This window comes from Kaistella sp. (assembly GCF_049588135.1).
Taxonomy (GTDB): domain Bacteria; phylum Bacteroidota; class Bacteroidia; order Flavobacteriales; family Weeksellaceae; genus Kaistella.
In genome coordinates this window covers 1-6,609 of the sequence record NZ_JBAVFG010000034.1, presented here as the reverse complement: position 1 = coordinate 6,609, position 6,609 = coordinate 1, and the positions used below count along the sequence as shown (strand labels likewise).

Sequence of the window (6,609 nt, the reverse complement as noted above, 5' to 3'; positions counted from 1 at the left end):
ATAATTAGCATCTGTTTGAAAACCAACACTTTTTAGCCGGTCGAAATAATCCATTCCGTACCAGCGAACGTGGTCGTATTGCCCGAAATGTTTTTGTCTTTCTTTTGGATCTTTGATGGTAAAATCTTCATAAGTTTTCTCTAAAGAATTCTTCATCGGAACTTGGAAAATTCCCCAACCTCCTTTTTTCATCACCCGAAAAAGTTCGCTCATCGCTTTTTTGTCGTCTTCAATATGTTCTAAAACATGATTGCAAAAAACGATATTGAAACTTTCATCTTCAAAAGGTAAATCCAGAATATCTGCTTTTATATCGACAATCGGTGAATATAAATCCGCAGAAGTATAATCCAGATTCTTCATTTTTTTGAACCTTCTGAGGAATTCCTGCTCTGGCGCGATGTGAAGAACTTTGTGATTTTTAGTAAAAAAATCGGTTTCATTTTGAAGATACAACCACATTTGACGATGGCGTTCCAAACTTAATGTTCCTGGTGACAAAGCGTTTTCACGCTGTTTTCCGTAACCGTAAGGTAGAAATTTTCGATAAGATTTCCCGTCGATTGGATCGGTGAATTTATCGCCTTTAAAAAATTGATAAATCAACGGACGAAGAAAAATGCTTAAATTAATAAGCATCGGTCTCGGAATTTTGTTGAGGAGAAAATGGGTGATTTTTTTCATTATTAAAGATTGCGAAAATAGCTTTTTTTGCCACGAATACAAGAGCTTTTCTTAAAAATGTACGATAGAAAATAAATTAAAAATAAGTATTTACAGCAAATTCAAATTGGTCGATAAATATTTTTTTAAATGCACTGATGTTATTTTGTTCATAAAAAACGAGTATTGCTTTTTTATAGTCAATAGAATCTACCGTTCGAAAAGAGAGTGGACAAGAATTATAATTCATTAATATAGCGTTACTTACAATCCTAGCAGTTCTTTTATTTCCATCCATAAAAGGTTGAATATAAGAAATAATGACGAGCGCTAAAAACGATTTTTCGAAAATATTTTCTTTAAAATTAATCAATTTACAAAGATTTTCTAATGCTTCACGTATCTGAAATTCATTATCTAAAGGTTTATAATTCGTCCCAGAAATTCCTACTTTTCTTATTCTTACATTTTTCGAAACACCCAATTCTTTTACTAAAATGGAATGGATATTTTCGATTTTTGCGACCGTAATTTCATCGAAATAATCTGGATAATCGATTAAGAAATCCAAAGCATCTTTGTGATTGAGCAACATTACAGCTTCATCTTTTGTTTTCCCAGAAGCGGTTTCTTTTTCTTTAAGCAGTTTTTCGGTTTCTAATAAAGTGTAAGTATTCCCTTCTATTTGGGAGGATTTCCAGCTAAGGTCAATTGCTAATCTTTCTAGTTCATTGCTATATTCTTTTTCAGAAAGTTGGGAAATGTTTTGGTGAAACTTATTCTGAAGATGGTTTAAAAACTCAATTTCTTTATTATTAAATAAATTGAGTTTCGTGAGCGTTTTAGAAATTAAATCAAAATTAAAATTTTCTTTAATTTTTCGTTCATCAAGTTCTTTTTGATAATATTCATCGATATCAACGGGAGATAAAACTTCAAAACCATCAGAGATTTTCAGTTTTGTTCCTTTTTTTGTTCCAGAAACTTCAATAAAATTTTCTGAAACCAATTTGTTTACAACTCTTTTCAAAGTCGCATAACTGATTTCAGTATTTATTTCCTGAAAAATTTCTCGTGCAGATTTACCAGGATTTACTTTTAAAAAATTGATTATTTGTTGTTCAGTTGAATTCATTATAATTTTTATCGCTCACAAATATAAAAAGTATCGCTCAAAAAAAGTATTTTTGAGCGATAAATTAAATTATTCTGAGCGATAAACTAAAAGTCTATCGTAAACGGTTTTTCCTCATCGCTCACAATTCCTAAAGCTTCATAAATATATTTGAAAGTTGAAAGCAAAACAGGTTTTCCATTGATGATGCAAACATCATGTTCGAAGTGTGCTGAAGGCGAATTATCGAGTGAAGTGACTGTCCAACCATCATCATGAAATTTCACTTTTTCTGTCCCCAAATTCACCATAGGTTCGATGGCGAGTGCGATTCCGTCTTTTAAAACTTTTCCGCTGCCTTTTCGTCCATAATTAGGAACTTGCGGATCTTCGTGCATTTTTCGTCCTAAACCGTGACCAACCAATTCACGAACAACTCCATAACCGTGTTTCTCGCAATATTCTTGAATGGCATTTGAGATATCTCCTACTCTTTTTCCACGAACACATTGCTCGATTCCTTTGTATAAAGATTCTTTGGTAATTTGTAATAATTTTTTAGTTTCGGGAGCAACTTCTCCAACTTCGAAAGAATAAGCGTGGTCACCATAAAAACCATTCATATAAACGCCACAATCTACGGAAAGAATGTCGCCTTCAATCAAAGGTTTATCATTAGGAATTCCATGAACCACTTCTGCATTTGGAGAAATACAAAGATTTTTGGGAAAACCATACATTCCCAGAAATGCAGGTTCGCCACCATGATCGCGGATAAACTCACCCCCTAAATTATCTAAATGCAAAGTGGTTATGCCAGGTTTAATCTCTTTGGCCAACATGCCCAAAGTTTTCGAAACCAATTGTGCGCTTTCTCGCATTAAGCGAAGTTCTTCTATTGTTTTTAATTGTATCAATCTATTATATCTTAAAAGTTAGAGAAAAGAAATGTGAATTTTAATAATAATTTACCAAAACAATCCTTTCTTTTTATCTTTTTTCATTTTAGAATAAGCCAAAACTTCTTTCCCTTCAACCCTGAATTCAATTCTTTCGTTAATGATATTATAGATTTCGCCCCAACCAGGGAATCCGCCTAGATTTCTGTCATCGATGAAAAGATCAGCATCAATTTTTCGGGACGCATTTTCATTATCGAAAATTTCACCTTCAAAACTTGAATTAACTGCGTAAAATTCAATGCCATTTTTTTTACAAAATTCAACTGCTTCATCCAAAGTTTTTCCGTGTCGGTAAGTCCAGAGAATTAATCTGTAACCTTCTGACTGTAGTTTCTTAAGTGTTTCAAAAGCAAAAGTTTTTGTTTTTCCGATTCCTGGATATCCATCATCTACAATTGTACCGTCAAAATCAATAGCAAGTTTTTTACTGTTTTTCATTGTTCTAAAATTTCAATGGTGCAAAGATAATAAATTTAGGACGTTGAAAGGATTTTCTAAGTGATTAGTGGATTGTCAATAGAATAAAAAATGCCAAAAAAGTGATTAACTTAATTGGCAATAAAATTTTCATTAATTAAAATCTAAGATTTAATCCATTTGAATTGATATTCTTGATCTGGAGTTGAAATCCTGTCGGTAATTTTTTGTAATCTTCCTGGAAGTTTCATTAAATATTCCTGTGCTTTTTCGGCTTTTTCATTCAGTCCGGTAATATGTTCAATTTTCCAGTCTTCTAGTAATTCCGATAAAATATTAATGTAATCTTGACCTGTATAAACCATGGCTCTTTGTGCAGCATCGGAGAAATGCCCCCAAAGTTCACCTGCTTTTTGACCAGATTCTCGCATTAAATGGGCGGGCATTACAATTTTTTTACGCATCATATCTTCGAAAGCCAACATCATTTCTGATGGATCGACTTCAAAAATTTTAGTTACAAAATGTTTGTAAGCTTTTGCGTGGCGAGCTTCATCGGCTGCGATTACTCCACACATCTTGGCTAATTTGGTGTTACCGCTTTGTTTTGCTAAAGTCCCTACTCTCCTGTGGGAAACATTAGTTGCTGTTTCTTGAAAACTGGTATAAACAAAGTTTCGGTAGGGATCCATTGTTGTTCCGATATCTAAACCATCTTGAATAAGGTATTGCGTTGTAATTTCAACTTCTCTCATGTTTACTCTTCCGCATAAATAAAGATATTTATTCAACAAATCTCCGTGGCGGTTTTCTTCTGCAGTCCAACTTCTTACCCACTGTGCCCAGCCAGATCTTTCTTCCTGGTTGATACCATCAATTCCCATAATCCAAGATTCATAACTAGGTAATGCTTCTTCGGTAATACAGTCGCCAATTAAAGTTACAAAAAGATCGTAACCCATTTCTTGCGCATAAGTTTGAAGTTCTTCTACATCATATTTAAAACTGTCTGCGGAAGGATCTGGCAAAAAATCAGTTGGTTGCCAAATTTTTTCTACAGGGGTTAAATAGGAGTCTATAAACTGGTCGACATTTTTGCCAAGAGTTCTCATTACTTCTATTCTCATCATTTTATTATACATCTTCAATCTTTTATATATTCGGCAAATATAATTTAAAAATACTATCTATTGCATAAGTCATCCGTTAAATTAATTATAAAACAGTCGCAATATAAAATTACGCTTGAAAAAACTAAAAAACATCAAATGTTTTCTAATTCTATATTTTAGAATTTATTTAGCGTACTAGAACTTCGCCAGTCATTATTGCAGGAATTTCTATACCCATTACTTTTAAAATTGATGGAGCAACATCTCCTAATTTTCCAGGTTTTAAATTCCAATTTCTGTCTTTATCCATAACAATTAATGGAACCAAGTTCGTAGAGTGTTGCGTATTGGGACTGCCATCTTCATTAATCATGATATCAGAATTCCCATGATCTGCGAGGATAAAAACTGCGTAACCATGTTCATAAGCTGCAGTTGCAACTTTTGAGATGCATTCATCCACAACTTCTGCGGCTTTTACCGCTGCTGAAAAAACGCCCGTGTGACCTACCATATCAGTATTTGCAAAATTTAAACAAATAAAATCTGCAGATTCCTCGTTAATTTTTGGAAGGATTTTTTCGGTAATATCATATGCCGACATTTCTGGCTTGAAATCATACGTTGGTACATCTTTGGGGCTTGGACATAATAATCGACTTTCTCCTACAAACTCTGCTTCTCTCCCGCCAGAAAAGAAAAATGTTACATGTGGATATTTTTCTGTTTCTGCGACACGAATTTGTGTTTTACCGTTTCTTTCTAATACTTCACCTATTGTTTCGTGTAAAATCTCTTCATCGAAAACAACATGAACATTTTTGTACTTTTTATCGTAATTGGTCATCGTGACATAGTAAAGATTCAACGGATGCATTCCAAATTCCGGAAATTCTTCTTGTGAGAGAACCTCTGTAATTTCTCGTCCGCGGTCTGTTCTAAAATTAAAACAAAAAACCACATCTCCATTTTCAATCTTGGCAACTGGTAAATTGTTATCTTTTAGACAAATAATTGGTTTTAAAAACTCGTCAGTAATTTGTTCTTTGTAAGAATTATCGATTGTTTGTAAAACATCTCTGGTTCCTTCACCCACTCCATTTACCATTGCATCGTAGGCTAACTTTACACGTTCCCATCTCTTATCACGATCCATTGCGTAATATCTTCCAACAACTGTGGCCAAATGACCAGTGGTGGTTTTCATGTGATCTAAGAGTTCTTGTATAAAACCTTTTCCAGAATGTGGGTCGCAATCTCTACCATCAGTAAATGCATGAACGTAAACATTTTTATCTAAACCAAATTTGTGAGCAGCAGTAAGCAGACCTTTCAGATGATTAATATGTGAATGTACTCCGCCGTCCGAGACTAAACCTATGAAATGAACATTTTTATTATTTTCTAGAGCATATTGAAATGCTTTTATTATTGTATTTTCTTTTCCTAAAGTAGCGTTTTCAACCGCCATATTGAGTTTTACCAAATTTTGATAAACCACTCTTCCAGCTCCTAAGTTCATGTGACCAACTTCAGAATTTCCCATTTGTCCTAAAGGTAATCCAACAGCAATTCCGCTCGCTTCTAGTGTCGTATGTGGGAATTTTTCGTAACAAGAATTGATAAAGGGAGTATGTGCCTGAGCGATTGCAGAAACTTTAGGATCTGTTCCTATTCCCCAACCGTCGAGTATTGCTAAAATGGCCTTTTTTGACATTTTTTAATTTATTTATGATTGAATACAAATTTAGTGATTTAACAACTATTTAGCGATAGATTTTAAACAAACTTATTAAAATCAGTGTTTCTAATTCAGCAATTTTTCAAATGCTTTTCGGGCAGCACCTCGAAAATAAACTTCGCCACAATACTGATAACCCAATTTATTTAAAATTTTCAACATCGGAATATTATCAAAGTTGGTATCTACTTTAATACTGAAAATGTTTTTTGAAATTGCAATTTTTTCAATTTCTTTAAAGATCTGCGTTGCGACTCCTTTTCGGGCTGATTCAGTGGAGACCGCAACACGATGAACAACGAGGTATTCCTTATCAGACAGCCATTTTCCTTCGATAATTTCATAAGCAGGTTCGAGATCGAAAATAAGAGCTGCATAAGCAATAATTTCATTTTTCGATTCTAAAACAAATCCAAAATTATTATTGATGTCATTTTCGATGGTCTCAGGATTAGGATAGCCATCTTGCCACTGTTTACTCCCGTCTTCTTTTCTTCTTTCTATGGCTTGTTGCAGGATTTTCCAAATTGTTTCTATATCAGCTAAAAGTGCTTTTCTAAAATAAAATTGTTCTTTTAATTTTGGCATAGATTGTATTTT

Annotated in this window: 7 protein-coding genes; all 7 read right to left on the bottom strand. The window is 33.5% G+C overall.

Going from position 1 to position 6,609, the window contains the following annotated elements; genetic code table 11:
- On the bottom strand, nt 1–684 hold a 684-nt coding region (locus WBY99_RS01895; protein ID WP_423974654.1), incomplete at its 3' end, for a class I SAM-dependent methyltransferase.
- A 76-nt stretch (nt 685–760) separates the two neighbouring features.
- Nucleotides 761–1,798, bottom strand: a complete 1,038-nt coding sequence (locus WBY99_RS01890; protein ID WP_423974653.1) for a Fic family protein — start codon at nt 1,796–1,798, stop codon at nt 761–763.
- An 86-nt stretch (nt 1,799–1,884) separates the two neighbouring features.
- On the bottom strand, nt 1,885–2,694 hold the full coding sequence (gene map / locus WBY99_RS01885) for a type I methionyl aminopeptidase (protein WP_423974652.1): 810 nt from the start codon (nt 2,692–2,694) through the stop codon (nt 1,885–1,887).
- A gap of 51 nt (nt 2,695–2,745) precedes the next feature.
- Nucleotides 2,746–3,177, bottom strand: a complete 432-nt coding sequence (locus WBY99_RS01880) for a BT0820 family HAD-type phosphatase (protein ID WP_423974651.1) — start codon at nt 3,175–3,177, stop codon at nt 2,746–2,748.
- 143 nt (nt 3,178–3,320) lie between these two features.
- The gene (locus WBY99_RS01875; protein WP_423974650.1) at nt 3,321–4,298 is read right to left on the bottom strand and encodes an acyl-ACP desaturase; all 978 of its coding nucleotides are present in this window, start codon (nt 4,296–4,298) and stop codon (nt 3,321–3,323) included.
- A gap of 157 nt (nt 4,299–4,455) precedes the next feature.
- Complete coding sequence (gpmI, locus tag WBY99_RS01870) at nt 4,456–5,985, bottom strand: 2,3-bisphosphoglycerate-independent phosphoglycerate mutase (protein WP_423974649.1); 1,530 nt, start codon at nt 5,983–5,985, stop codon at nt 4,456–4,458.
- Between the two features lie 90 nt (nt 5,986–6,075).
- Complete coding sequence (locus WBY99_RS01865) at nt 6,076–6,597, bottom strand: N-acetyltransferase family protein (RefSeq protein ID WP_423974655.1); 522 nt, start codon at nt 6,595–6,597, stop codon at nt 6,076–6,078.
- Between the last annotated feature and the right edge of the window lie 12 nt (nt 6,598–6,609).

What these genes read in the sequence shown, in the direction of transcription:
- WBY99_RS01875 (WP_423974650.1), bottom strand. Translation starts at nt 4,298, where the DNA reads ATGTATAATAAAATGATGAGAATAGAAGTAATGAGAACTCTTGGCAAA.
- WBY99_RS01890 (WP_423974653.1), bottom strand. Translation starts at nt 1,798, where the DNA reads ATGAATTCAACTGAACAACAAATAATCAATTTTTTAAAAGTAAATCCT.
- WBY99_RS01865 (WP_423974655.1), bottom strand. Translation starts at nt 6,597, where the DNA reads ATGCCAAAATTAAAAGAACAATTTTATTTTAGAAAAGCACTTTTAGCT.
- WBY99_RS01880 (WP_423974651.1), bottom strand. Translation starts at nt 3,177, where the DNA reads ATGAAAAACAGTAAAAAACTTGCTATTGATTTTGACGGTACAATTGTA.
- gpmI (WP_423974649.1), bottom strand. Translation starts at nt 5,985, where the DNA reads ATGTCAAAAAAGGCCATTTTAGCAATACTCGACGGTTGGGGAATAGGA.